This is a genomic window from Candidatus Poriferisodalis multihospitum, assembly GCF_028283155.1.
In the GTDB taxonomy this organism is placed as follows: domain Bacteria; phylum Actinomycetota; class Acidimicrobiia; order Acidimicrobiales; family Poriferisodalaceae; genus Poriferisodalis; species Poriferisodalis multihospitum.
In genome coordinates this window covers 1-23,499 of record NZ_JAPYOK010000035.1, presented here as the reverse complement: position 1 = coordinate 23,499, position 23,499 = coordinate 1, and the positions used below count along the sequence as shown (strand labels likewise).

21 protein-coding genes, 4 tRNA genes and 2 pseudogenes are annotated in these 23,499 nt (G+C 65.7%); 17 read left to right on the top strand and 10 right to left on the bottom strand.

Annotated features, from left to right (window positions below):
- Window positions 1-482: 482 nt before the first annotated feature.
- Window positions 483-1,454 carry an HNH endonuclease gene (locus VI480_RS15530; RefSeq protein ID WP_416246625.1) on the top strand — a complete coding sequence of 324 codons (972 nt, stop codon included), beginning with the start codon at window positions 483-485 and terminating at the stop codon, window positions 1,452-1,454.
- Window positions 1,455-1,680: 226 nt separating this feature from the next.
- On the opposite strand, the gene VI480_RS02975 is transcribed toward VI480_RS15530, so the two are convergent.
- The gene (locus VI480_RS02975) at window positions 1,681-2,127 is read right to left on the bottom strand and encodes a very short patch repair endonuclease (protein ID WP_323671327.1); all 447 of its coding nucleotides are present in this window, start codon (window positions 2,125-2,127) and stop codon (window positions 1,681-1,683) included.
- Between the two features lie 214 nt (window positions 2,128-2,341).
- On the opposite strand from VI480_RS02975, the gene VI480_RS02970 reads away from it, so the two are divergent.
- Window positions 2,342-3,526, top strand: coding sequence for an amino acid ABC transporter substrate-binding protein (locus VI480_RS02970; protein ID WP_323671326.1), 1,185 nt, complete (start codon window positions 2,342-2,344; stop codon window positions 3,524-3,526).
- Here the strand turns inward: VI480_RS02970 and VI480_RS02965 are convergent.
- Window positions 3,523-4,092, bottom strand: coding sequence for a peroxidase-related enzyme (locus tag VI480_RS02965; protein WP_323671325.1), 570 nt, complete (start codon window positions 4,090-4,092; stop codon window positions 3,523-3,525). The two genes, VI480_RS02970 and VI480_RS02965, sit on opposite strands and share 4 nt — an antisense overlap.
- Window positions 4,093-4,187: 95 nt before the next feature.
- On the opposite strand from VI480_RS02965, the gene VI480_RS02960 reads away from it, so the two are divergent.
- Together VI480_RS02960 and VI480_RS02955 are read left to right on the top strand one after the other, a co-directional pair.
- Entirely contained in the window at window positions 4,188-4,544 is a 357-nt protein-coding gene (locus VI480_RS02960; RefSeq protein WP_323671324.1) for a hypothetical protein, read from the top strand.
- A 35-nt stretch (window positions 4,545-4,579) separates the two neighbouring features.
- Window positions 4,580-7,810, top strand: a complete 3,231-nt coding sequence (locus VI480_RS02955) for a cell wall-binding repeat-containing protein (protein ID WP_323671323.1) — start codon at window positions 4,580-4,582, stop codon at window positions 7,808-7,810.
- 25 nt (window positions 7,811-7,835) lie between these two features.
- Here VI480_RS02955 and VI480_RS02950 read toward each other — a convergent pair whose 3' ends face one another.
- The 3 genes from VI480_RS02950 to VI480_RS02940 all read right to left on the bottom strand — a co-directional run bounded on the left by VI480_RS02950 (window position 7,836) and on the right by VI480_RS02940 (window position 8,635).
- The gene (locus VI480_RS02950) at window positions 7,836-8,381 is read right to left on the bottom strand and encodes a carbonic anhydrase (protein ID WP_323671322.1); all 546 of its coding nucleotides are present in this window, start codon (window positions 8,379-8,381) and stop codon (window positions 7,836-7,838) included.
- 46 nt (window positions 8,382-8,427) lie between these two features.
- Window positions 8,428-8,504: transfer RNA gene (locus VI480_RS02945), tRNA-Lys, on the bottom strand.
- A 55-nt stretch (window positions 8,505-8,559) separates the two neighbouring features.
- Window positions 8,560-8,635: transfer RNA gene (locus VI480_RS02940), tRNA-His, on the bottom strand.
- A 106-nt stretch (window positions 8,636-8,741) separates the two neighbouring features.
- Here VI480_RS02940 and VI480_RS02935 point away from each other — a divergent pair.
- The 3 genes from VI480_RS02935 (at window position 8,742) to VI480_RS02925 (ending at window position 10,763) form a co-directional block, all read left to right on the top strand.
- Window positions 8,742-9,251 (top strand): glycine/sarcosine/betaine reductase selenoprotein B family protein, encoded by a 510-nt coding sequence (locus VI480_RS02935; RefSeq protein WP_323671321.1) that lies wholly within the window; start codon window positions 8,742-8,744, stop codon window positions 9,249-9,251.
- A 69-nt stretch (window positions 9,252-9,320) separates the two neighbouring features.
- Complete coding sequence (locus VI480_RS02930; protein WP_323671320.1) at window positions 9,321-9,761, top strand: hypothetical protein; 441 nt, start codon at window positions 9,321-9,323, stop codon at window positions 9,759-9,761.
- A 51-nt stretch (window positions 9,762-9,812) separates the two neighbouring features.
- The gene (locus VI480_RS02925; protein ID WP_323671319.1) at window positions 9,813-10,763 is read left to right on the top strand and encodes a hypothetical protein; all 951 of its coding nucleotides are present in this window, start codon (window positions 9,813-9,815) and stop codon (window positions 10,761-10,763) included.
- A gap of 49 nt (window positions 10,764-10,812) precedes the next feature.
- On the opposite strand, the gene VI480_RS02920 is transcribed toward VI480_RS02925, so the two are convergent.
- Window positions 10,813-11,286 carry a cupin domain-containing protein gene (locus VI480_RS02920; RefSeq protein WP_323671318.1) on the bottom strand — a complete coding sequence of 158 codons (474 nt, stop codon included), beginning with the start codon at window positions 11,284-11,286 and terminating at the stop codon, window positions 10,813-10,815.
- A 136-nt stretch (window positions 11,287-11,422) separates the two neighbouring features.
- On the opposite strand from VI480_RS02920, the gene VI480_RS02915 reads away from it, so the two are divergent.
- Window positions 11,423-11,496: transfer RNA gene (locus tag VI480_RS02915), tRNA-Arg, on the top strand.
- Between the two features lie 41 nt (window positions 11,497-11,537).
- Here the strand turns inward: VI480_RS02915 and VI480_RS02910 are convergent.
- Window positions 11,538-12,560 (bottom strand): DUF6159 family protein, encoded by a 1,023-nt coding sequence (locus VI480_RS02910; RefSeq protein ID WP_323671317.1) that lies wholly within the window; start codon window positions 12,558-12,560, stop codon window positions 11,538-11,540.
- 153 nt (window positions 12,561-12,713) lie between these two features.
- Between VI480_RS02910 and folE the strand changes: the two genes are divergently transcribed.
- Complete coding sequence (folE, locus tag VI480_RS02905) at window positions 12,714-13,382, top strand: GTP cyclohydrolase I FolE (protein ID WP_323671316.1); 669 nt, start codon at window positions 12,714-12,716, stop codon at window positions 13,380-13,382.
- Between the two features lie 122 nt (window positions 13,383-13,504).
- Complete coding sequence (locus tag VI480_RS02900; RefSeq protein WP_323671315.1) at window positions 13,505-16,297, top strand: ATP-dependent DNA helicase UvrD2; 2,793 nt, start codon at window positions 13,505-13,507, stop codon at window positions 16,295-16,297.
- Here VI480_RS02900 and VI480_RS02895 read toward each other — a convergent pair.
- Together VI480_RS02895 and VI480_RS02890 are read right to left on the bottom strand one after the other, a co-directional pair.
- Window positions 16,294-16,950, bottom strand: coding sequence for an NUDIX hydrolase (locus VI480_RS02895; protein ID WP_323671314.1), 657 nt, complete (start codon window positions 16,948-16,950; stop codon window positions 16,294-16,296). The genes VI480_RS02900 and VI480_RS02895 overlap by 4 nt on opposite strands.
- A gap of 77 nt (window positions 16,951-17,027) precedes the next feature.
- Complete coding sequence (locus tag VI480_RS02890; protein ID WP_323671313.1) at window positions 17,028-17,870, bottom strand: LLM class F420-dependent oxidoreductase; 843 nt, start codon at window positions 17,868-17,870, stop codon at window positions 17,028-17,030.
- A 232-nt stretch (window positions 17,871-18,102) separates the two neighbouring features.
- Between VI480_RS02890 and VI480_RS02885 the strand changes: the two genes are divergently transcribed.
- The 5 genes and pseudogenes from VI480_RS02885 to VI480_RS15520 all read left to right on the top strand — a co-directional run.
- On the top strand, window positions 18,103-18,294 hold the full coding sequence (locus VI480_RS02885) for a ferredoxin (RefSeq protein ID WP_323671312.1): 192 nt from the start codon (window positions 18,103-18,105) through the stop codon (window positions 18,292-18,294).
- 76 nt (window positions 18,295-18,370) lie between these two features.
- A tRNA-Pro gene (locus VI480_RS02880) sits at window positions 18,371-18,444 on the top strand.
- 106 nt (window positions 18,445-18,550) lie between these two features.
- Window positions 18,551-19,087 carry a protein-tyrosine phosphatase family protein gene (locus VI480_RS02875; protein ID WP_323671311.1) on the top strand — a complete coding sequence of 179 codons (537 nt, stop codon included), beginning with the start codon at window positions 18,551-18,553 and terminating at the stop codon, window positions 19,085-19,087.
- Window positions 19,080-19,313: pseudogene (locus VI480_RS15525) on the top strand (ADP-ribosylglycohydrolase family protein); the annotation flags it as partial. The gene VI480_RS02875 and the pseudogene VI480_RS15525, both read left to right, overlap by 8 nt.
- A gap of 3 nt (window positions 19,314-19,316) precedes the next feature.
- A pseudogene (locus VI480_RS15520) lies at window positions 19,317-19,463 on the top strand (ADP-ribosylglycohydrolase family protein); the annotation flags it as partial.
- Window positions 19,464-19,486: 23 nt separating this feature from the next.
- On the opposite strand, the gene VI480_RS02865 reads toward VI480_RS15520, so the two are convergent.
- The gene (locus VI480_RS02865; RefSeq protein ID WP_323671309.1) at window positions 19,487-20,722 is read right to left on the bottom strand and encodes an HNH endonuclease; all 1,236 of its coding nucleotides are present in this window, start codon (window positions 20,720-20,722) and stop codon (window positions 19,487-19,489) included.
- A 295-nt stretch (window positions 20,723-21,017) separates the two neighbouring features.
- Here VI480_RS02865 and VI480_RS02860 point away from each other — a divergent pair, with 295 nt between their 5' ends.
- The gene (locus tag VI480_RS02860; RefSeq protein WP_323671308.1) at window positions 21,018-23,126 is read left to right on the top strand and encodes a class I SAM-dependent DNA methyltransferase; all 2,109 of its coding nucleotides are present in this window, start codon (window positions 21,018-21,020) and stop codon (window positions 23,124-23,126) included.
- Window positions 23,127-23,212: 86 nt separating this feature from the next.
- Window positions 23,213-23,422 carry a hypothetical protein gene (locus tag VI480_RS02855; protein ID WP_323671307.1) on the top strand — a complete coding sequence of 70 codons (210 nt, stop codon included), beginning with the start codon at window positions 23,213-23,215 and terminating at the stop codon, window positions 23,420-23,422.
- Window positions 23,423-23,499: the final 77 nt, after the last annotated feature.

Below are 23,499 nucleotides of genomic sequence, written 5' to 3'. Positions count from 1 at the left end.
CCCCTACACCGACCCCCTCACCGCCCTCGGCTTCTGACGACCGCCAGCGCACCGGCCGACGCGCCGGATCCTCACCTGCCGCTGAGCCCGGTGAATTGCCGGCCTCCGCTGGCCTCAGGCCGGCATGGTTGCCGCATGGAGTCAGCCAAGGAGGAAAGATGGCTCTCAGCACGTCGCTCGAGGAAGTACCGCAGGCTGGAGGCAAGATTCGGCTCGTCGTGTCAGTCGACTTCGGCTACCGCGAATGTGGAGTCTGTCCGCCGCCGCCTGGCGGCAGCGGCGCGTGGTATTGCGTGTCGTGGAAGCTTGATGCCGGAAGAGTGAAGTCCACTGTCTTCGCCTGTCGCCAACACTTCGACGAGATACTCGAAGTCGCAATCCTGAACGCGCTGCCGCAGTTTCGCGACGGAAGACTGCTGCGGGGCTGCGGCGAGCCGTGCGCATGTCGTCCGCTGGAACTAAGAGAATGCGAACATGACTGAATGACAGCGCTGAGCGACTACGTCGGGCTAACGGATGCGGCCGCTCGCGAGCAGTGGCGTGCCATTCGTGACCGTCAACCCGGCCAGGGTCGCAGGAGATTCCTACCCGTCGAGACGATCCTGTGCTGTGGCCTGCTGCGAGTGGTCCCCAACCCACACCGATATGGGAGCAAGACGCACGCGAGTGCGCCGCAGATCGTGCACACGCTCGCTCGTCTGCTTCGCCGCAATCCGAGCTCGCTGATCCTCAAGATGGTCAACTTGAATGGCAGATTGCCGAATGGTGCCAAATTCGACCTGCCCTTTTTCTTGGCTATGGCAGATGCTCCGATGCACTACCGGACTCTCTATGAGGTAGTCCTTCAAACGGCCAGAATGCAAGGAATTGGCGAGCAGGACTTGCCGGACTTCCTAGAGAGCATCCCCGACGAGGCCGTTATCGATCCAACCGTTGACCTACAGGCCGATCCGAGCATCCAGAGCCAAGTGGAAGCACTTGACAGCGCAATTGGTGGAACGCCGCGCGCGCTGCCATCCGGAGACACAACGCGACTGGTCTTGCACCGCACTCGAATTGGACAAGATGCATTCTCGACCACTGTCCGACAGAGGTTCGACCACACCTGTGGATTCTGTGGGTTCTCGCCAAAGTCACTTCCGAAGGAAGGCCTGCTTTGGGGTTCGCACATCAAGCCGTGGGCTTCAGCGAGCGACGACGAGAGGCTAGATCCCCTCAATGGGATTGCTGCGTGCCGTATGCATGATGCGGCGTTTGACCGGGGTCTCATAGCTATTGAGGATGATCTGCGTATACGTAGGTCGCAGCTGCTGAGGTCGAGCATCGAATTCGATACGGGGGTTGGGCAATACTTCGGAAGCGCCATGCAGGACCGGCTCGTCTTGCCGCTCGCTTCCGAGCCTCCACTAGCTGAGTATCTTCAATGGCACCGAGCCAATAGGTTCCGAGGCTAGCTCTGTCCACGTATCTAAGCCTGTCCGCGGCATTGAGAGCACGCTGTCGCGTTCGTGGGCTTCCAGAGGGTTCTGGCGGCGATCTTTGCGGCCTCCACTGCAAGGGTCACACGTCATTGACTACAAGTTCTGCACATCGCTGACTACCAATTCTGCACAGTCCTGAGTGCAGGTTTCGCACGCGTGTCAATGCATGTCTGGCGCGAAACACCCAGCAGCCGCGGTCTCAGATGTCGGCGTGCTTGGGGTTTGCGAGGTAGCGAGCGCGGGTGCGGATGAGTTGTTCGATGTGGGCGGCGGCTTCGTCGGGTTCTTCGTGTTCCCAGATGCGGACTGGGGTCCAGCCGGCGGCCTCTAGGCGGGCGTCGGTGTCGGCGTCGCGAGCGCGGTTGCGGGCGATCTTGGTTTCCCAGTACTCGGCGTTGCGGCGGGGCTTGGTGCCGTGTTCGGGGCATCCGTGCCAGAAGCAGCCGTCCACGAAGATCGCTACCCGCAAGCGGGGGAACACCACGTCGGCTTCCCGGCGCACCTCGGGCAGCGGCCGGCGATGCACGAAGTAGCGCAGGCCGCGCCGGTGCAGCGCTGAGCGGATCAGCCGCTCCGGTCCCGTATCGCGGGAGCGCTGCTTGGACATGCGCTCCGACGCGGGACCCGGCAGTGCCTTCGGCTCCACCCGGTCGGTTCTAGCAGTCAGCGACGGGTGATTGGGACTGCGCAGACGACGAGAAAACACGACCAGTATGAAGAGCGCAGCGTGTTGTATCGCATTCCTGCACATACGCTGCCGGCCGGTTGCGGACAGGAACCCTGAACAGACCGGAGACTTGAACATGACTCGAGCTCAATTCGGTACTCCGTGGCGCCGTCGAGCGCAAACTGCGGCAGCGTTGGCAGCGGCTGTTCTGCTGGCGGCGGCGTGCACCGGGGGCGACGCCGGCGACGATGACGGTTTCGACGGCACGGTCCGCATCGGCGCAGCGCTGAGCGAAACGGGCCGATTCGCTGCCGAAGGCAAGGCTGTGCGTCAGGGCTACGACACCTGGCTGCGCTGGGTGAATGAGGAACACGGCGGCATCCGCGTCGGCGACGGCCGCTACCGGGCCGAGATCGTCTATCGCGACGATGAGTCTGACCCCGACCGGATCGGCGCTCTCATCGAGCAGCTTATCGACGAAGACGAAGTCGACTTCCTGCTCGGCCCGTACTCCAGCACGCTGACCGGACCTGCCAGCGCCGCCGCCGAGGCGCGAGACGTGATCATGGTGGAAGGCAACGGCGCCTCCGACGGTCTCTTCGACCGGGGCTACCGCAACCTGTTCTACATCGGCGTTGTCGCCTCCGACTACACGCGGTCGAGCATCGAGTTGCTCGCAGAGCGCGGTGCGCGCACCGCAGTGGTGGCGCATGAAGACACGCCGTTCGCCACATCGGTCGCGCAGGGCGCGCAACGCCACCTTGAGGCCAACGGCGTCGAGGTGCTGGCGATGAGGCAGTACCCGGTCGGCGTTGACAACGTCGACGATCTCATGACCGAGCTTGCGGCGCTCGAACCGGACATCTTCGTGGGCGGCGGCCACTACGACGACGCCGTGCTGTTCCTGCGCTCGGCACAGGCACAGGGCTTCGGTCCCGACGGCATGCTCATCACTGTCGGCCCCGCCAACCCGCAGCTGCTCGCTGATGTCGGCAGCGGCGCCGACGGCGTGCTCGGGCCCACGCCGTGGGAGCCCGTGATGGCCTACGAGGACGAGAGCTTCGGCTCAGCGAGTGCCTACGCAGACACCTACGAGGACCTCTGGGGCGAAGCGCCCATCTACCAGGCGGCCGGATCGACCACCGCCGCGCTTGCGCTGCACCTAGCCATCGAGGCTGCCGGCAGCCTCGACACCGATGCCGTGCGTGATGCGTTGCGAGATCTCGATATCGACACCTTCTACGGCCCGATCCGCTTCGACGAGCGAGGCGTCAATGTGGCCAAGCCGATGGGCACCGTCCAAGTGCAAGACGGCACCATCGTGGTGGTCGCACCCGCCGCAGCGGCTGAGGGCGAGCTCGTGTACCCGGCTCGCTAGCGGCCCATTGTGAAGAACTCGTCGTTGGGTCGCATCGACGTCAGGTGGGCCATCCGGTTCGACAGGGCGAACAGGCCGGTGATGGCACCGATGTCCCAGATGTCGTCGTCGCTGAACCCATGAGCCCGCAGTTCGTCGTGATCGTCGGCTGAGGCCGACCACGGCTCGCGGCACATCTTCAGGGCGAAGTCGATCATCGCCCGCTGCCGATCGGTGAGATCAGCCTTGGAGGGGTCGACGGCCAGCTGGTCGGCCAACAGCGGGTCCTTGGCGCGGATGCGCAGGATCGCCCCGTGTGCCACCACGCAGTAGAGGCAGTTGTTGGCCCCGCTGGTGGCCACCACGATCATCTCCCGCTCAGCCTTCGTCAGCCCGCCCTCGCCCTCCATGAGCGCGTCGTGGTAGGCCATGAACGCGCGCATCTCGTCGGGCCGGTGCGCCAGTGCGAGGAACACGTTGGGCACGAAGCCGGTCTTGGACTGGATCAGCTCGACTCGTTCGCGCAGGTCGTCGGGCATGTCCGCGATGTCGGGCACGGGAAAGGTCGAGATGGCTGGCTCGGTCATGCCCGCAGCCTAGAGAGCGGTCCAGGGAGCAGTCCGGCCAGTGAACAACCGAGGCAGCTTCTCCTACATTTGCGGGACCGACGAGAAGGACTGCCGTGCTGCGCATGGGCTGGAACTGCCAATCCGTATACGAGTTTGGCCAGCACACGCTGATCGCCCAAGCCGAGGGCATGACCGACGAGGAGATCTACCTCGTCACCCGGCCCATTCCCGAAGGCAACTGGACGCCGGCTGAGGCGGCGCTGCTGCAGGTGGTCGACGACCTGTACTCCGACGATTGCGTCTCCGATGCCACCTGGGACGAGGCGGTTTCGCACTTCAGCGAAGCCGAGATGGTGCACCTCATCGCTGCGTCGGGGTGCTACCGGATGGTCAGCGGCCTGCTCAACAGCACCGGTGTAGAGCGAGACGAAGGCGTGCCCGGCTGGCCCACGGCCCCGACGCCCCCCTAGGACCTGAACACCATATGCAAGCTCACGTGCACGCGATGAAGCGTTTCGCCGCCGCGCTCGCCCTGCTGCTGGCGTGGAGTATCGGCGCAGCGACGCTCGCGCCCGTCGCAGCCGCCGCCGAAGGCGCCGATCTCGCAGAAGTCAGCCTCACTCGCTACGGCGGTGCCGATAGGTACGCCACTTCGCTGCTAGTCGCCGAGGCCGTCGCCGACGATGCCGGCGGCAGTCTCGACTCAGTCGTGTTGGTGTCAGGCCGCAGCTGGCATGAAGCCGTCGTCGCAGCGTCAGTCGCCGGTCAGCTCGAAGCACCCGTGCTCATGACCCCGCCTGACGAACTTCGAGACGATGCGCTGGAGTTCCTGCAGCGCGTCGGGGCTTCCGATGCGCTCCTCGTGAGCGCCGGGGCAGATCCTGAGACTCGGTCCATCTCGGTCTCGGTCGCATCGGCCCTTGAGGCGGCAGGTTTGGATGTCGAATGGGTCGGCGGCGCGGACCAGTACGTGACGGGCGTCGAAGTGGCTCGTCGTGCAGGAACTGCAGGACCGCTCGGCGACTTCGGATCGACCGTCATCGTGGCGAGCGGTGAGGTGTTCGCCGATGCGCTCGTCGCTGGCCCACTGTCGGCCCGGGGCCGCCACCCGGTGCTGTTGAGCCCGCAAGCGAATCTCGATGCGCGTGTCGAGTCGTACCTGAGCGAGGCAGGCATTCGCCACGTCGTCCTGATGGGCGGGCCTGCCGCGCTGTCAGCAGCAGTGGAGGATTCCATCGAGGCGTTGGGAGTCGCAGTCAGCCGGATGGCCGGCGAGACCCGCTACGACACGGCGATCAAGACGGCGAGCTTCATGGCCCGGCACTCGGACGGCACGTGCTTCGGGGGCTCTGCTGTCGGCCTGGCTCGTGCTCGGGTGCCGTTCGACTCATTCAGCGCAGCGTCCTTGCTGGCTCGGCAGTGTGCGCCATTGGTACTGGCAGACCCCGGTGCCATCCCAGCCGAGACGGCAGCGTTCCTCGATGCGGCTCGCGAATCTGACGGGATTGATGATCTGCAGCTAACCGTCTTCGGCGGGAATGCCGCGGTCTCCCAAGCAGCGATCGACGCATATCTCGCAGGCGAAGCCGTCGATGAGGCGGACGAGACTGACGAACCGGCCTTCGTGCCGGCGGTTCTGCCGGCGGGAACGTGCGGCGGCTCCCGCACCGGCGAGGATGTCCGGATCCTTGGTCCGTCTTCGAGCATCGGCGCCCCGGCGTGGTCGCCGGACTGCCGCCACATCACGTATCGGGAACAGGCAGCGCTGTGGACGGCTCGCCCCGACGGCAGCAGCAAGCGTCGGGTCCTGAGGCCGCCGTCTGGTGGTGCCACCGTCGACACGCCGGTGTGGTCGCCCGACGGTACGAAGCTCGCCTATTCGCTACCCGACTACTCGATGCGGCCAGGGATTTCGCACATCTTCGTTGTGAACGCAGATGGAACCGGCAACACCCGGCTGACGAGCGGCGACGTATTCGACGAGTCGCCTTCATGGTCTCCCGACGGCAGCCGGATCGTCTTTAGCCGCGAGACCGGTCGTGAAGTTTTGGAGTCCGGCGGGATTCTCGGTGGAGTCCGATCTTTGATGACCATGGACGCGGATGACGGCCGGAACAGGACGACTGTTGCGGAAGGCCGCTACTACTCGCCTCGATGGTCTCCTGACGGCACGCGCATCGCGTACGTCAAGTCCGACCAACTCGGTGTCATCAACGTCGACGGAACGAACCCCCGCATCTTCACCGGAGGTGCGCATGTCGAGGGCTTGGCCTGGTCGCCCGATGGCTCACGCATTGCGTACGTCAGTGGCGATTGGCGGGAATCTGACATTCGCATCGTCGAGGTGGACGGGTTCCGTTCGTTCCGATTGACCGATGAGCCAGGCCCCGAGATCGAACCGGCCTGGTCTCCCGACGGCGAGCGCATCGCGTACGTGACCTACAAGGTCGACGGCAACCGCCTCATTGACATGCAGATACGCGTCAGGGGCTCGGAGGGCGCTGCGGTCGAGGTGTCGCGGGGATGCATGCCTCCCGGCCCGACATTGCTGACGACCGCTGGTTTTCCTCTGCCGTCGTGGGCGCCCCCAGCGACCGGCACACTGCGCATAGCCGTACTGTTCGCCGAGTTTCCCGACTTCGTGGCGGATCACACGACCGAGAAGGAGGCCGAGGGCGGCTTGCCGTTCATGATTCGCTATCTCGAAGCGGTCAGCTACGGCCAGCTGGACGTCTCGGTCAATGTGCGGCATGGCTGGCTGCGTACGGACCGACCACGCAGCGAGTACATCGCCGAGGTGCAGCCGAATGAGCAGGGCGAAGCGCCTGAGGTGGAGACACGAGACCTGTTCGGCGAAATCGTTGCCGCCGCAGACGAGGATTTCGATTTCAGCGGCTCAGATGTCGTGCTGATCGTGTTCCCCAGCAGCCACTTCGGTGGTGGCCTCGCCGGCGGCAGCCAGACGGCCGATGAAGCTGTGATGCAACTGACCGTCACCAACATCTTTCGAGGCAGCACCGGAACCGGGCCTCGACGGTGGGGCTCGACTGCCGCCCACGAGATAGGCCATGCGCTGGGCTTGACCGATCTGTATCCCTACGGCGATCAGCATCGACGGCCGGCCCTTGCAGATCAACGGGTCTGGGTGCCGGTGAGCTTCGGCCGCATGAACCTCGAGTCATACTTCCCCGCCGCGATCGACGATGCGCGCTTCACGGAGATCCGGCGCCATGCCGATGGCGCGTCATCGAGGGCCATCGGGAATCGACTCGTGTTCGAGGAGATGCTCGCGTGGAGCCGCTGGCAGTTGGGGTGGCTCAATGATGACGAAGTGCTCTGTGTCACCGAGTCGTCTGCGACTGTCGAGCTTGACCCCGTCGCCGTCCCTCGCGGCGGCCCGGTCATGGCTGCGGTTCCGCTGACGACAAGCCAGGTGTTGGTGGTGGAGAGCCGACGCCGGCTCGGGTTCGACGCGGTACAGCCCTACACCGACAGCGCCGGGACACGCGTCACTCCGCCGGGATTGCCGGTGGAAGGGGTGCTGGTATACACCGTCGACACGTTCCTGGGTGCCGGCGAGCTGCCGCTGAAGATCGCAGGCGACAGCGGCGATGGCACTGTCGAGGACTTCCCGCTGTTGGAAGCCGGCGACTCGATCACGGTGCGGGGGTACACCGTGTCGGTCACCTCGGACGACGGGCGCACACACACCGTCAAGATCACCAAATCGGGTTGAACCGGTCTGCTTGGAGGCTGTGCGACTATGCGACTGCCGGCACCTCGTTGAGCAGGCCGGTGTCGACGTCGTAGATGAAGCCGCGGACTGCGGTGTCGTGCTCGATGAACGGTGAGGCTCGCAGCGTCGCGATGGCGGCCCGCACGTCGTCGGCGGGGTCCGCGAACGAACAGATGGGCCAGCTGGGCCGGGCACCCAGGCGCTGGCCGAGGACGTTGCTGAAAGCAGCTTCGTCGAGCCCGCACATGCCGCACTTCGTGTGATGTATGACCAATATCTCCCGGGTGCCGAGCAGCTGCTGTGAGATGCACAGCGAGCGCATGACGTCGTCGGTCATCACGCCGCCTGCATTGCGGATGACGTGGGCTTCGCCGACTGTCAAACCCAGCTCTGCCAGCGGGTCCATCCGGGCATCCATGCAGGTCACGATGGCCACCTGACGGCTGGGTGGCGCCGCCATGCCGGGCGTCTTGACGGCATCTGCTACCTGTCGGTTGTGCTCGATCAGGTCGTCTGCCGCGGGGTGGAACTCGGACGACTCCGGTTCGCTGGCTTCGCTGCCTTGGCCCATCAGACAACCTCATCAGTGCACATGCCGGAGCGCTCCGGCGAGCCTGTGGTACGCCCCCTGGGACTTGAACCCAGAACCTGCGGATTAAGAGTCCGTTGCTCTGCCAAATTGAGCTAGAGGCGCATGGTGCCCCGCAAGGCTAACGACGCCTCCCGACACAAGCGGTCGGTGAGCGGCGGGCGGATCGAGGGGATTCGAACCCCCGGCCTCCAGTGCCACAAACTGGCGCTCTAACCAACTGAGCTACGACCCGCACGGGGTGGTCAAGGATGCCACGGGTGACGTGGCCTCGCTACCGGATTTCAGGTGTCTGGCACCTGTCTTCTGCCGGGAGCTGTGCCGACCGCGTACCGTAGGAGCGTGAGCACTCAGACCGTCGCTGCCCGCCAGCCACCTGTTGAGTACATCCCGCGGATCACGGCCCAGTACATCGGCCTGGGTTACGGCGAGTACCGCTGGGTGCACAGCGAGACGCCGCCGCCGTGGACACCGCTGACCAAGCCGATCTCGGAGTGCCGCATCGGACTCATCGCTACCGGCGGCGTCTATGCCGTGGGCCAGACGGCGTTCCACTATCGCGACGACACGACGTACCGGGCCATCCCCACCGACGTGGACACGTCCGACCTGCGGGCGACACACTTCGCCTACGACCTGACCGATGCTCGCTCCGACATCAACTGCGTATTCCCCATCGAGGCCCTGCGTGCCCTGCGAGACAGCGGCGAGATCGGCGAGCTGGGCCCGAACGCCTACACCCTGATGGGCGGCATCTACAGCACCCGGCGCGTTCGCGAGGAGCTGATCCCGGAGCTGGCCAAGCGCTGCGTGGCCGATGAGCTCGACGTGGTGCTGCTCGTGCCGGTGTGACCTGTCTGCCATCAGACCGGGGGTCTGATCGCGAGGTCCATTGAGGCCGAAGGAATCCCGACGCTGTCGATGTCGAGCGCACGCGACATCACCCGGGCGGCCTGGCCGCCTCGATCCGTCTATCTGGACTATCCGCTGGGCCACACCTCGGGTCGTCCTCACGAGCCGGAGCTCAACCAACAGATCCTGCGCGACACGCTGGCCGCCTTCGAGAACTTGCGCGTGCCGGGTTCCATGGCGCACCTGCCGTACCGCTGGTCGGACTCGGACCGCTGGAAGGACCGGGTGTTCGCCCCGTCCACGAAGGCCGAGGAATTGCCCGAGTGCGCCGTGCCGACCGGAGACGGATCGGCCGAGGCGAGCGCCGAGCCAAGCGGTAATGGCGGTTACGAGGACGACCGTGTCGAGCGCCACCCGACGCCGCAATACCAGTCTGAAGACGACGCAGCAGCGGCTCGCGCCAGCCACGACGGCGAAGAATGCCTCGTCTGCGCGGGCATCGACTACTGAGTCGATCGACCGGTCACTCGATCGAGCGTTGACTGAATTGTCGGGCCGCCGATGACTGAAGCGTCCGACGGAGCCCCGGAGCGCCGCGCCTCGGTTGGCGCCAAGTCACCCGGGAGCGGGGGCGACTACGACCCCGAAGCCGTCACTGTGCGTGATGCGGCCACCGTGATGATCCTGTCCGACGAGAACGATCCCCATGTGCTGATGCTGAAGCGCAACTCCAGGTCGATCTTCGTGGGTGACATGTGGGTGTATCCCGGCGGCGCCGTCGATCCCGAAGATGCCACCCAGATCGCTGACGAGACGGTGTCGGGCCTGACCGATGACGATGCTTCGTTTCAGATCGGCATCGAGCGGGGCGGCATCGCCTTCTGGGTTGCAGCGCTGCGGGAGACCTTCGAGGAAGCGGGCATCTTGCTTGCCCATCACCACCACCCGGTCGGTGTGGACGATCCCCGCGACCTGCCCTCGGGCATCATCGATCTCTCGCCGCCCGATGTGGCCGAGCGGTTCTCGCAGTACCGGGACGAGGTCAATGCCGGTGAGCGCGACTTCATCGAGACGGTGCGAGGCGAAGACCTGCTGCTCGACGGCGACAACGTCTATTTCATCGGCCGCTGGGTGACACCGCTGGGTTCCCCTCGCCGCTACGACACGCGGTTCTTCCTCACCGCCATGCCTGACGGCCAAGTGCCGCTGCCTGATCACGACGAGGCGGTCGAGCACCAGTGGGTTCGCCCTGCGGATGCCATCCGGCGCAACGAGACCGGCGACATGGTGATGATGACGCCGACGATCGGCATGCTGCATCGACTCGCCAGATTCGGAACGGTGGCCGACGCGGTCGCTGCCGCCGGCAGGGGCACGCCTGACGACGACGAGCACGTGCGGATCCGTTACGACAACGAGGGGCCGCACCGGATCGCCTTCCCGGCTGACCCGGACTATCTGGAATCCGACGGCAGCACCGAGGTGGGCATCCTGCGCTGGCCGCTGGGCTAGCGCGCCATTCCGGTTATCGGGCTCCGACAACCTGTGTCAGGCCCGTCTGTCAATTCGCGAGTTCGCGGTCCTGCTCGATGAAGGACTCGATGGTGTTCTCCGCCAGGACGCTGTGGTCGGCGTCGAGCACCTCGAACATGCGCCCGGCGGGTTCGTGCATGGAGAACAGCACCAGTGAGCCCTCGGGGCCGCCGCGCTCCATGTGGACATCGCCGCCTGGGCCGCTGCAGTAGGTACCGGCCGGCCGGACATCGTGGTGCACTTCGTTGCCGTCGTCGTCGATGTCGATGACGTGATGCTCTCCCTCGAGCACCAGCGAGGTGGTCGTCGCCACGTGGCGGTGGAAGTGGCAGTAGGCATCCGGTGCCCAGCGAATCAGAAGGTCGAGCCGTCCGGCATCCTCTTGGTGGCCGAGCACTGCGATGTCGTAGTCGATCGGGTAGTCGAACCGCGGACTGCCCTCATAGTGGATCCACCGGAGATCGTTCGTGTCGAAGCGGAAGCCGGAGCCGTCGGCGGTCATGTTCGGTCTCCTCCGAGCGTGGGTGCGATGCGATGGTCGGATGCCCGAATGTACCTACAAGATCCTCGCTGGGCCGCAGAACCCTTGGACCATCGCCGGTTCGATGGCAGGATGGCCCTAGGTCATCGTGGCCAGAGCCCCCGTGGCGCAACTGGACAGCGCAGCGGGCTTCTATCCCGCCGGTTGCAGGTTCGAGTCCTGCCGGGGGCGCATATCGGAGTTCCGTCCTGCAGTCAGTCGTGTCGGGGCCGTCACCGATTGCTGTAGGGCCGGAGCAGTCCAGTAGCGGCGGGTTGGGGCTTCCCTGATCGCTTGCGAGCCTTTCGTTCCTCTTTGAGGGCCTTCTTGTTGGTGAACGCCTTCTCTAGGCCGGTGCCTTCGAACTCACCCGGTACTTCGCCAGTCGTGACGTAGAGGTACAGCGCCATCTTGAAGATGCCGACAATCGCCGACATGGCCACGATCACGGCAAGCAGCCATGCCACGCCAATGCCTATGCCGATCACGAGCGCCACCGGGCTTCCCAACCCGGCGAGCACGATGAGGAATACGAGGAACAGACCTGGCAAGAGGAGGAGGAAGCCGATGAGCTCGAAGCCCACTTGCGCGATCAGGCTCTTGCCCCATGTCTTGCGGAATAGCGCGAATGAGCGCTTGCACGAAGCGATCGGGCCGGATTCTTCTACCACCAGCACCGGGACGACGAGGTAGGTGACGAGGTACCAAATCGACTCGAGCACAAGTGCCACGATTGCGGCCCCGAAGGCGGCGAACTGGCCGACTACGGGAATGTGGCGGCCAGCCTGTTCCATGTGGCGGAAGAACCTCGGAAGTCGGTACAGCAACTCGAAGATGAATCCAACGAGCCCTGCGAGGATGGCCCACGGCACGATGACGTGGAGCCGGGCTCTCGCAGCAGATATGCAGCCTTCGAAGGTCGGTGTTCTGCCCTCGAACCGCTCCCAGGCCCCATAGGTCAGCGCAGAGGTGAAGAAGATCGACGCGAAGGTGCACAGCAGAACGGCAACCAGGAGCCCGATCCACAGCAGGGGCTCGGCCACCCACGCCCCGGGATCGTCAACCGTATTGAAGCTGAGCCCGTCGGTAGCGACCCATACCGTTACCCATGTGGCGACGCCGATGATCAACGCGGTGGCCAGCGACAGTGCCGGGAAGGCCATGAGGAACCTGTCGCGTTTCAGAACTCCGTAGGAGGCCGAAGCCAGATCTCTGGTCCGGCGCCACGTGTTCTTGAGTTCGCTGAACAGGGCCATTTCGCAGATCCTAACGTTGGCACTTTGTGAGGGCCGTTGACCGTTGCCGTGCCGCGCAGATCCCCCGCCATCGCGTTGCCACGTCTGCTGTAGCCAGCTTTGACCAAGAAAATGTGCGATGGTGTCACCGGCCGATGCGGGTAGGTTCAGCGGATGCCGCACGGCTCACTTTCTGACGCTGGCGATGCTCTGACCGGCCCTGACGCTGCAGAGCCGTCGTCGATTGCTGACACGAATGGCGCGGTGACCGACCAGCAGGTGGACACCGACCGGATCGAGAAGGCGGTGAGGGAGATCCTGCTGGCGATCGGCGAGGATCCCGACCGTGACGGGCTGCAGAAGACGCCCAAGCGTGTGGCCCGCATGTACGCCGAAGTATTCGCCGGCCTGCAGGAGGATCCCGAACACCACCTGAAGGTGCAGTTCGAGACCGGACATGACGAGATGGTCATGGTGCGGGACATCCCGTTCTATTCGATGTGCGAGCACCACCTGATGCCGTTCGTGGGTCGGGCGCATGTCGCCTACATCCCCGGCGAGCGGGGCATGATCACCGGGTTGTCGAAACTGGCGCGACTGGTGGAGGCGTACGCCCGCCGCCCCCAGGTGCAGGAACGCCTCACCACCCAGGTCGCCGACAAGCTGATGGAGGTGCTCGAGCCGAGGGGCACCCTCGTGGTCGTCGAGGCCGAGCACCAGTGCATGTCGATGCGAGGAGTGCAGAAGCCCGGCTCGCTGACGATCACCTCGGCGGTGCGCGGCCAGTTCCGCAACACGGCCACTCGTGCGGAGGCGATGCACCTCATCGGCGTCGGCCGCTAGCGATTCGCGGCTCGCCGTGCTGGTGGTGAACTGCGCGCCCGAGCGCTGCCGAGCACAGCCTTGGTGGGTCACGCCGAGATGAGTCACGTCGACCCGAGCAGCACGCTGGCCTGGACGCGTTCATGAGCACGAGTGCGGACGCTCTAGCGGGCCCGCCCGAGCTGGGGCGCAGCGTGCTGGTGCGGCCCGGCGATCCGGTGCCGTCGGTGTGGGCCGGCTGTGAGCGTCTGCAGGTCAGCGCTGACGGTTTCAGCGCAGAGGTAGGCCGTCGTCTGCGTGACGCATGGCTGCAGCGGACCCGCCTGGTCATCGAACTCGACGGCGATCTACCCGACCCGTCGCCGGTCTGGCATGCACCGTGGTGGGAACTGAAACCGGGCTCGACGCTGCGATCTGAGGTGCTGACGCACTTGCTCACCGCCAATGCCGTGGATGCCCGAGACCCCGGCCGGGCGCGCTTCGCGCCCGTCGAGACGGCGTTGCGGCTCGGCGCCGCACGAGCTGTCAGGCCGCGTGCGCGAGACATGCGCACAGGCGAGTTGGATGGACGCAACCTGTCTTCGCCCGACCTGGTTGCGGGTTCTGCAATAGACGACGGTCCGGGCGCGGGAGACGTGATCACCGATGCGGGGCCGGTGTGGTGTGACGGCGGACCGCTCGGCGCCTTCGATGCCGGCCCGATCGAACTCGCTTTGCCGGTCGTGCCCGCTGCGAATCTGGCCGTCGGCAGCCTGACGGGAGTCCGGTATCCAAGTCCGCAGGCGAACCTCGCGCCCGACCAGCACGCAGCGGTCGGTCACCTCGGGGGAGCGGCCTGCATCGTGGCGCCCGCGGGCTCGGGCAAGACGCGCGTGCTCACCGAGCGTGCCCGCTACTTGGTACGCGATGTCGGGATTGCGGCGGGCGCCGTGTGTCTCGTGGCATTCAACGTGCGTGCCCGGCGCGAGATGCAGGAGCGCACTTCGGATCTTCCTGGCATTGAAGTTCGCACCCTGAACAGCTTGGCGCTCGCCATTTGCAACGGCACGGGACCCTTCGCGCGCCCATCCCAGCATGGTCGCGTCGACGTGATCGACGAGATGGGGGTGCGTAGCCGCCTTGACGGCCTGATCAAGCGTCGCCGGCGCGCGATGACCGACCAGCTCGCGCCCTGGCTCGAGGCACTCGGCGTTTCCCGGCTGGGCTTGCGCGATCCCGCTCAGGTGGAGCGCGATTTCCAGCCCGATGTGCCCGACTTTGCAACCGTCGCGCCGCGATTCGTCGAGGATCTGTCGGCGGACGGCGTGGTCGATTTCGACCAGCAGGTCATCCGGGCAATCGAGATCCTCCTGGCCGACCCGGCAGCCCGTGCCGCCGCACGCCGAGTCTGCGGTGTGATGCTCGTGGACGAGTTCCAGGACCTGACCCCGGCCCACCTGCTGATGATCCGGCTGTTGGCGGGCCCCCGAGCCGAAGTCTTCGCAGTCGGCGACGACGACCAGACCATCTACGGCTACGCAGGCGCATCGCCTCAGTGGCTCATCGACTTCGACACGTACTTCCCCGGAGCAGCGCGTCATCACTTGAACGTGAACTACCGCTGCCCGCCGCCTGTGATCGACGCTGCCAGCAACCTGCTGTCGCACAACCAGCGACGCATCGACAAGCAGATCAGTGCGCCCCCTTCGGATAGCGACGTGCGGAGCGCGCGGGCACCCGTTGTCAAGGCCGGGCCGGAAACCGCTGCTGCGCTTCGAGAGACAGTGGCGGCTCTGGTTGACGACGGCGTCCCTCCCCGCGATATTGCGGTGCTGACGCGGGTCAATAGCACGCTGCTCGTGCCGCAGATCGTGCTGGGCGACATGGGCATGGCGGCTGACGCGCCGCTGGGCAGCGGATTTCTCGAACGCACGGGCGTCGCGGGTGCGTTGGCGTGGCTCAAGCTGGCCGTCGCGCCCCGGCACGCACTGCCAAGCGGTGCGCTGTCGGATGCGGCCCGCCGGCCGCCACGCGGACTCTCACCCCGAGTCATCGAGTGGATCGGCGAGCAGCGCAGCGTCGGTGCGGTGCGTGCGCTGGCGGGCCGTCTCAGCGACGATCGCGCCGCAGCAAAGATCGACGAGTTCGCCGAAGACATCGACATGCTGCGTCAGCGCACGGCGAATGAGCGGCTCACCACGCAGAACGTGCTCGAAGCCGTGCGAGACGAATTGGGGCTCGGCAGCAGCCTCGACACCCGGCTGGATGCGTCTCGGCGCTCGGTGGATCGCTCTGCGCACGGCGATGATCTGCGAGCTCTCATCTCGGTGGCACATCTGCACCCCGACCCGGCCGGTTTCGCCGGATGGCTGGCAGGCCGGCTTGACGGCGGGAGTGGCACGGGCGGCGATCGTGTCCGGCTGGCAACGGTGCACCGGGTGAAGGGTCTCGAATGGCCGCACGTCATCATCTATGAGGCTTCGGCGGGCCTGATGCCGCACCGTCTCGCTCACGACGTCGAGGAAGAGCGCCGGGTCTTTCACGTCGCGCTGACGCGCTGCTCTGAGTCAGTGACCTTGGTGTGCGACGACCCCGCCTCGCCGTTCCTGGCCGAACTCGGTGAACGCGCCCCGCCGATGCCCGCTGTGTCGGAGGGCGTGCAAGCTCCAACACTCGCCGTGGCGCATGACCGTCCGGCCGAGTCGAATCGTCAGAAGCCCGAGCCTCCGACTGATCCCCAAGACGCGGCGGTGTTTGAGGCGTTGCGCGAGTGGAGGCGGGAACGCAGCCAGGCCGACGGCGTGCCTGCCTTCGTCGTGTTTCACGATTCGACCTTGATCGAGATAGCTCATCGCCGTCCGGCAGTGCGAGCCGAGCTGCTGCTTGTACCCGGCATCGGGCCGACCAAGCTGGAGCGCTACGGCGACGATGTCGTCGCCCTGTTGGCTCGCTTCTAGACCGCGAGGGGACCCTGGCCGGCGAGGAATCGCTGGGCCATCACCATCAGCACTACCCAGTATTCGGCGCCGGGCACGAAGTCGTCGAGGGTCACGTCGAGCATGACCTCGCGGGCGTCGGCATGACCGGCCGACGAGATGCCATGCACAGCGAGCGACGGAGCCCCGCCGAACAGCGCCAGCAGGTCGGCAATCGGTACATCGAGCACCGCATCGACTTCGTCGCGGGCCAGCACGTAGTCGGCCAGCGGGCGGTCATCGCGCAGCAGGTACACGCTGGTCAGCTCGCAGTTCAATCTGCCCTCGCCGCTGTCATCGGCCAGCCTGCGAACGCCGAGCGGCACGAGGTCGGTGCTGGCGGGGGACAGGCCGAGCTCTTCTTCGAGCTCCCGCACCCCATCGAGCGGTGTCTCGCCGGCGGCGAGATGCCCGGCCGCACTGACGTCGATCAGCCCTGCAAAGGCCGCCTTGGCGCGAGAACGCTGCTGCAGCACTGCGGTCGGCACACCGTCACGCAGCGTCACGATCTGGCAGTGGAAGACGCGGTGCCACTCACCTCGTTCGTGCACCTCGTCCCGCGGGGCGGTGCGCACGTAGCGGCCCACCTCATCGACGACATCGAGGTGTTCGACACCTGGCGCGCTGTCAGTCACCGCCACATTGTTCCCGCTGGCGCGGCCGGCAGTGTGCAATCCCGCAGGCACGAGGCCTGCGGCGGAACGTGAAGCTGCTACAGCAGCGCCGTGTACTTGTCGAGGATCGGCAGCACCGTGTCGGCGTCGGCCGGCGGGAGCCCGAGCACCACGCGGGTGCAGCCCGACTCCGCCAAGCTCTCCAGGATCTCCGGCTTGGGGGGCGTGCCGAACTGGCCGAATTCGATCTCATCGGGGTCGCGGCCGGCCTCAATGGCGGACTCGCGGATCTGCTTCATCGGCACGTCGAAGTCGTAGCGACCTGAGATGGGCATCCAGCCATCGCAGAACTCGACGATGTCGGCGATGGTCTTCGGTCCGGCGGCACCGCCGAGGATGACCTTCGGGCCGCCTTCCTGCACCGGCTTCGGCCACGCCCACGACGAGTCGAAGTTCACCCAATCGCCGTGGAACTCGGCCTCGTCATTGGTCCACAGCTCGCGCACCGCCAGCATCATCTCGCGGGTGATCGCGCGCCGGTCGGTGTACTTCACGCCGTGGTTCCGCAACTCTTCCTTGTTCCAGCCGTAGCCGATGCCCAAGATGAACCGGCCGTTCGAGATCCGGTCCACTGTGGCGGCTTCCTTGGCCAGCCAGATCGGGTCGCGCTGCGCCACAAGCGTGATGCCGGTGCCGAGCATGATGTTCTCGGTGACCGCTGCGGCGGCGCCCAGCGACACGAACTGATCGTGAGTGCGCCAGTACTCCTCGGGCAGCGGCGGCGCTCCCTCGTTGCCGCCCCAAGGCGTTTCGCGGCTCGTGGGAATGTGGCTGTGCTCGGGGAACCACAGCGACTCAAAGCCCCGTTCTTCAACAGCCTTCGCCAACTCGACGGGCCCGATGGCCTTGTCGGTGGGGAACATCATTACGCCGATCTTCACAGTGGTCCTCCTGGTAGGGGGGAAGCGCTTGCGCATTGGCCGGTCGCGGCCGCCGCTGAGAGTAACGGGCAGGAGTCGCCGCTGCCCGACTGCTGGGAGGTGCAGGCGCGGGCCGGAGCGGTGCCGTTCCTGCGGCGACGTGGCGTAGCGTTGCGCTGACGCATCGGGAGCAAGCGTTCGGCTCGCAAGAATGGGAGCCGGCAGCTGGGATGCCTGACGAGCTGGAGGCACAGTGAAGATCACCATCGACGTCGACAAGTGCATCGGCAGCGGTTCGTGCGAGATGATCGCTCCGGGCATCTTCGAGGTGGGCAACGACGGTCTCGTACAGCTCCTCGAAGACAGCCCGAGCGCCGAGCACCACGGCGCGGTGCGGACGGCGGCCGCAAGCTGCCCAACTCAGGTCATCGCTGTCGACGACTGAGCCCAGCCGGCCCGGGCCACTCGACAACCCGCCGGTACGCTCGGACTCGAGGGCTGGGCGGTCAGCTCTTCAGACTCGGGAAGTGGCGCAGCCTGGTAGCGCACCTGCTTTGGGAGCAGGGGGTCGTGGGTTCAAATCCCGCCTTCCCGACTGCCTCGTGCGAGCGAGCAAGCTTCGCCCTCGCTCGCAGCTACAGAAGTCAGCGACGATCGAGGAAGTAGCGGTGGACACGAGCAATCGAGACAGCCGACCGCCCTTGCCGATCAACACCTACTGGGTTGTTCCCAACCGGTTCGCGGCGGGTGAGTATCCCGGTGCGCTGAACCGGAGTGAAGCTGGCTACAAGTTGAGAATGCTGCTGCACGCGGGAGTCGGCCGATTCATCGACTTGACCGAGCCCAACGAGGGCTTGCTGCCGTATGCCGAAACAGGTGCCGACGAGGCCAGGCAGCTCGGTACGACGTTCGAGCATGTTCGCCATTCCGTTGTCGACTTGCACGTACCGGAGAGCCCTCTCAAGACGGCGGCGATCCTCGATGACATTGACGGAGCGATGGCTGACGGCAAGACCGTCTATGTGCATTGCTGGGGCGGTGTCGGTCGAACGGGCACCGTGGTCGGCTGCTGGCTAGTGCGTCATGGCAGGACCGGAGACGAGGCACTGGACCAGATTGCGAAATGGTGGGAAGGCATGGAAAAGCGCTACCGCACGCCACGTTCACCGGAAATGCCGGGCCAGCGCGAATACGTGCGCAGTTGGAGCGAACCCGGCTCGGATACGCCGCGTGGGTGAGGTTGCCACGCGGGACCGCTTCCGGGGCTGCCTGCTAGGTCTGGCAGCGGGCGATGCACTGGGCACCACGCTGGAGTTCAAACCGCCGGGCTCGTTCGAGCCCATGGACGACATGGTCGGCGGCGGACCGTTCGGCCTCCAGCCTGGTCAATGGACCGACGACACCTCGATGGCACTGTGCCTGGCCACGAGCCTGCTGGAGTGCAACGGGTTTGATCCCGCCGACACCACTGGCGCTATCTATGGCCAGATCGCTGGTGCCTACTACGGAGCCGAGGCGATCCCAGCATCATGGCGAGACAAACTCGCGATGGCAGATGAGATCATCTCGCTGGCTGATCGCCTGCACGACCGCGCTGCCTCCTCAGCCGGCTGAGGCCGGGTCGGGGGGTCCGGTCCTCATGGCGGTGGGGCTCGGGATGCTGTTTCGGGGTCGCCCGGTGGTTCGTCCGGGGGTTGCAGCCGGAATCGGCCAGGGCGAGTGCGGTGGGGCTCGACGGTGAAGCCGTCTTCGTGAATCTTCTCGTGACAGCCGTGGCAGACGAGCACGAGGTTGGCGTAGTCGGTCGGACCGCCGCGGTGCCAGAAGTCGATGTGGTGCGATCGGCAGTGGTCGGGGTGAGTCCCGCAGCCGATGCAACCTTCGTCGCGCAACGCCAAGGCCATGCGTTGGAGTTCAGTGGCGGTGCGGCGACTGCGTCCCATGCGCAGGTCGCCGGTGGCGTCTTCGAAGATGGCGGGCAGGATCTGCGCGTCGACGGCGAGGCGGGCGATCTCGCTGATGGGGATCGGAGTGCCGTCGGAGAATCGGGTGTCGGCGAGCCGGTGGTTCACCATGTCGTAATCGGCGAACACCAGCAGCGAGGTGCCCGTAGGCCGTTGCGCGTCGGGCTCGCAGATGAGCTTGGCGATCGCGTCAGCGGTGCGCTGGGCCGGTGTGGGCCGCGACTTGGGGTCTTCGTGGTGGTACAGCTGCCGCTCGGTTACGGCGATCACCGACGCCAGCCGGGCGCCGGTCACTGGGTCGAACTGGCCGTTGATGACCACCATGCCGTTGTCGCAGCTAGTGAACACCCGCGCCGAACGCTGCTGCCATTGCCGCTCCAGCAGCGACGCGCCGTCGTCACGGCTCACCTCGGCCACGTGTCGCGCGACCGTGCGCCGGAACTCGTCGTGGCCCTCGTGCTGGGCTCGCTCGGCCAGAAACACGTCGTCGACAGGGGCGTCGCCAGCGGCACGCGCGATCAGCTGCGCGTGGCCCGCAGGAACCCGGCCGTCCGCGAGCGCCTCACGTGTCGCATCCAATTCACCCATAGCGACAGCCGCCTTGACGTCGCTGCGCGCAGCCCGCCCAGACACCGACAGAGTCTCCTTCGCGGTGTGCTCGGCATTGGCATTGCCGCGGCGGCGAGCGAGCTCGCCCAGCACGTCAGCCTTCATTGCCGCCAGCCGGGACTCAGCCCGGCCAATCTCGCCCAGCCGCGATCGCAACCCAGCATCGCACAGACTCGACGCATCCACAGCGTGCACGCGCACTGCAGGTGCCGGGGCAATGGCCGCTTGCTGACCGCTGTTGTGTGGGTCCCCGTTGGAAGTGCTGCCCCCGCTGGTGGAGCCGTCGCCGTCTCTGAACATGGAACAACCGTACGAGGGGGTTGTGACACGAATGGAGGCACGCAACCGACAGTTGCGCAGCGGTCCTTGCCAGCCCACCGGACCTCGCCAGAACGGTGCTTCAGAATGGACGCCACCGTGCGAAGGGAATGCCATCGCCGGGCGGCGGCACTCCGCGGGTCAGACGGCCCGCCGCTGGTAGGCACCTGAATACGCCGATGGCCCCAACCGCCCCTCGTCGTCGGCGTATCGTTCGGCGGAGCCGCTGCCTGTGGCGACGCCGGCCTGCCAGCAAACAGGCACGAGAGGGGACTGCGTGAACGCTCAGACGCACAGTGAGCTGGCGAACTTCATCTGGAGCATCTGCAACCTGCTGCGCGGGCCCTACAAGCGCAACGAATACCGCAAGGTGATCCTGCCGCTCACCGTGCTGCGGCGGTTCGACTGCGTGCTGGCCGACACCAAGGAGGACGTGCTGGCGGCCGAGCGGCTGCACGCCAAGCAGTCCGAGAACGTGCGCCACCAATTGCTCACCGACGCAGCGCAGCGGCCCTTCTACAACACGTCCCCGTTCGACTTCGCCAGGCTGCTCGACGACCCGAACCAGATCGCCGCCAACCTCAGCGCCTACATCCATGCGTACTCGCCCAACGTGCGCGACGTCATGGAGCGCTTCGACTTCGACACCCAGATCGGCCGCATGGACGAGAAGGACTTGCTGTTCCAAGTGGTGCAACGCTTCGACGGCCTCGACCTCTCCCCGCAGCGCGTCGACAACATGCAGATGGGGTACGTGTTCGAGGAACTGATCCGCATCGGTGCCGAGCAGTCGAACGAGGAAGCCGGGGAGCACTTCACGCCCCGTGAGGTGATCCGTCTCATGGTGAGCCTGCTGCTCTCGCCCGAAGCAGACCTCGGCAAGCCCCACGTCGTCAAGACCATCTACGACCCGGCGTGTGGCACCGGCGGCATGCTGACCGTCGCAGAGCGATTCCTGCGCGACCACAATGCCGACACCAAGCCGCACCTGTTCGGTCAGGACATCAACGACGAATCGTGGGCGGTCTGCCAATCGGACATGCTCATCAAGGGCGACGTGGCGGACCGCATCGTCCTGGGCGATTCGTTCACCAAAGACGGCTACAAGCGCCGTGCCGACGACACCCCGTGGACCTTCGACTACATGCTGGCAAACCCGCCGTTCGGAGTTGAGTGGAAGCAGCAGCGCCAGGCGATCGAAGCCGAGCGCGACACGTTCGGCCACCAGGGACGATTCGGCGCCGGCCTGCCGCGGATCGACGACGGCTCGCTACTGTTCCTCCAGCACATGCTGTCGAAGATGCAACCCGTTGCTGTCGACGGCACGGGCGGCAGCCGCATAGCGATCGTGTTCAACGGCTCGCCGCTCTTCACTGGCGATGCGGGTCAGGGCGCGAGCAACATCCGCAAGTGGATCATCGAGAACGACTGGCTCGAGGCCATCATCGCCCTGCCGGACCAGCTCTTCTACAACACCGGCATCTCCACCTACATCTGGATTCTCACGAACCGTAAAGAGGAGCGTCGCCGAGGCAAGGTGCAGCTGATCGACGCCCGCGAGTTCTACGAGAAGATGCGCCGCAGCCTCGGCGACAAGCGCAATGAGCTGTCCTCCTCCCAGATTGCCGATCTGACTCGCATCCACGGCAACTTCACCGACGGGGAGACACGCGACATCACTGACGAGGATCCCATCACCCACGAGCCGCGCACCCGATCCCGGGTGGTCAGCAAGGTGTTCGACAACGACGACTTCGGTTACCGCAAGATCACCGTCGAACGCCCCTTGCGGCTCAACTTCGCCGCCGTTCCCGAGCGCATTGCACGCGTTAAGGACCAGACGACGTACATCAATCTCGCCAAGAGCAAGAAGAGTGCCGGGGCAGCCCACGATGCGGAGGTGGCCGAGGGCCAGGCCCGCCAGCAGGCCATCCGTGATGCACTCGAAACACTGGCCGAGGTCACCGGCGGGGAGATCATCAAGGACCGTGAGGTGTTCACTGCGAGGCTGAGAGCCGCTGCCGAAGGCCGCGGTCTCAAGCTGCTTGCGCCTGAACGCAAAGCCGTGCTCGCCGCACTCGGCGAACTCGACCCTGACGCAGCTCCGTGCGAGGGGCGCAATGGCAAGCATGAGCCCGATACCGGCCTGCGTGACACCGAGAACGTGCCCTTTGGCGAGGACGTCGCCGCCTTCATGGAGCGCGAGGTCCTGCCGCACGTCCCCGATGCATGGGTCGACGACGACAAGACGAAGATCGGCTATGAGATCCCCTTCAACCGCCATTTCTATGTTTACGAGCCACCCCGTCCTCTCGAAGTCATCGAAGCTGACCTCAAGGGTCTCGAGACCGAAATCGCTCAGCTGCTTGCCGAGGTCACGGCATGACACAGCGATACCCGAGCTATTGCGATTCTGGGATCGAGTGGCTGGGGGACCTGCCAGCGCATTGGTGCCCTATGCCTCTGAGGTGGTTGGCTTCGTACCGGACCAGCAGCGTCGACAAGAAGTCCAACGCCGACGAGATTCCTGTCCGACTCTGCAACTACACCGACGTGTACTACAGCGAGCGAATTCGCGCAGATGTCGGCGACTTCATGACTGCAACCGCGACTGCACATGAAGTGGCGCGATTCGGCCTGCGGCCTGGCGATGTGCTCATCACTAAGAGGCCGCGCCGATAGGCGACCGTCCACCAGTCGTCGGGTCGGGTCCGCTGTGATGCGGGCTGCTTGCCGAACCGACGATCTGGTGGAGGTGC